Raw genomic sequence first — 1447 nt, forward strand, 5'->3', positions numbered from 1 at the left:
GCGGCGGGGGTGGCGGTCGATGCTGCCGGGGTGGTGACTCGGCGTTCGGTGCGGGTGGTGCTCTCCCTCGTGGTCGGGGTCCTGCTCGTCGTGTCCGGCGGCGGGGCCGCGTGGGCCGGGGACGGCGTGGAGTTCGGACGGACCGGTCGCGCCCTCGCGCCCGGGGTCCGGCTGGAGTCGTACGACCGGCTGGAGGCGGACCGGTGGCTGCGGTTCGACGAGGTGGTCGTCGACCTCGACGCGCCCGGGGTACGGGCCGAGTACCTGCGCGGCCCGGGGACCGTGGCCGAGGCCGCCGCCCGGCATCCGGCGGAGCCGGGGCGACGCGTGGTGGCCGCCGTGAACGGCGACTTCTTCGACATCGGCCGCACCGGAGCCCCCCTCGGCCCCGGCGTCGCCGCCGGCCGCCTGCTGCATGCCGCGAGCGGCGGCGCCGGACCCGCCGTCGGCTTCGGCCCGGGCCCCACCCCGGTCCCGGACCCGGTCCAGGCGGCGGCGTCGGTCAGATCGGTCAGGAGGAGGGGTGACAGCCCGGCGCCTACGGCGAGTTCGGCCGTGAGACCCACCGCCGGCACGGTGGCCTTGACCAGGCCGGTGGCGAAGGGCACGCGCGCCTGCAGGGTGAAACCCCCGCCGGGCGCGGCCGTGACGCGCCAGTGCCGGCGGTCGTAGGTCCAACGGACGTCCCGCGCCTCGACCGGCGCCGCCCTGCCCTCGGCGTCGAGGCCGAGCAGGTCGAAGGGGACGGGGTCGCCGGGCCCCGTCGTCCCGAGCCGCGCCGCCGAGGGCACCAGCCGGACGGCCGGACCGAGCACCTCCAGCCGGAGGCTGCCCTGCACGCCCCCGCCCCGGGCGTGGACCCGGACACGGCCGGGGCGCAGCGCACGGAACACCGCGCCGTCGTCCCGCTCATGGCCGCCGATCGGGCCGATCCGGCCGATCCGGCCGACCCCGCCCGGCTCCGTCGACCAGCGCGGCGGGGCACCGCCGGGGGCGGTGGCCGAGCCGAGGGAGGCGTCGTGGGCGACGGCGGTGACCGTGCGGGACAGGTACGGGAAGACCCGCGGCGAGACCGCCGCCAGGCGGTAGCCGGTGGGCCGGCCGGTACCGGCGGCGGTCAGCACGAGCCCGTTGGCGACGGTCCGGGGCCGGCCGTCCGACGGGGAGTTCTCCGGCTCCAGGGCGGTGCTGCCGCTGCGCCCGGCGAGGAGGGTGGTGGACCCGCCCCCGTCTAGGTTGAGGGCGTCGCGCGCGCCGAGTTCGCGCAGGAACCGCCCGAGGGCGGTCAGGGTCAGCCCACCGCTGTCGCGCTGGCGGCCGTCGACGGTGAGCAGGTGCAGGCGGTGGCCGTCACGGGAGAAGCCGAGGGCGCTGCGTGGGGCCGCGGTGTCGTTGGGGCGCCCGGCGTGGTCCTGCGCCACCCCGGCGACCACGAGCGGCTCCCGCC

Annotated in this window: 1 protein-coding gene; it reads right to left on the reverse strand. The window is 79.0% G+C overall.

The genetic code is table 11. From position 1 onward, the window contains the following. Positions 1–1433: phosphodiester glycosidase family protein (locus tag EF918_RS35680; protein ID WP_260611010.1), on the reverse strand; the 1433-nt coding region annotated here is incomplete at its 3' end. Positions 1434–1447: the final 14 nt, after the last annotated feature.

This window comes from Streptomyces sp. WAC06614 (assembly GCF_003949795.1).
Lineage (GTDB): Bacteria > Actinomycetota > Actinomycetes > Streptomycetales > Streptomycetaceae > Streptomyces.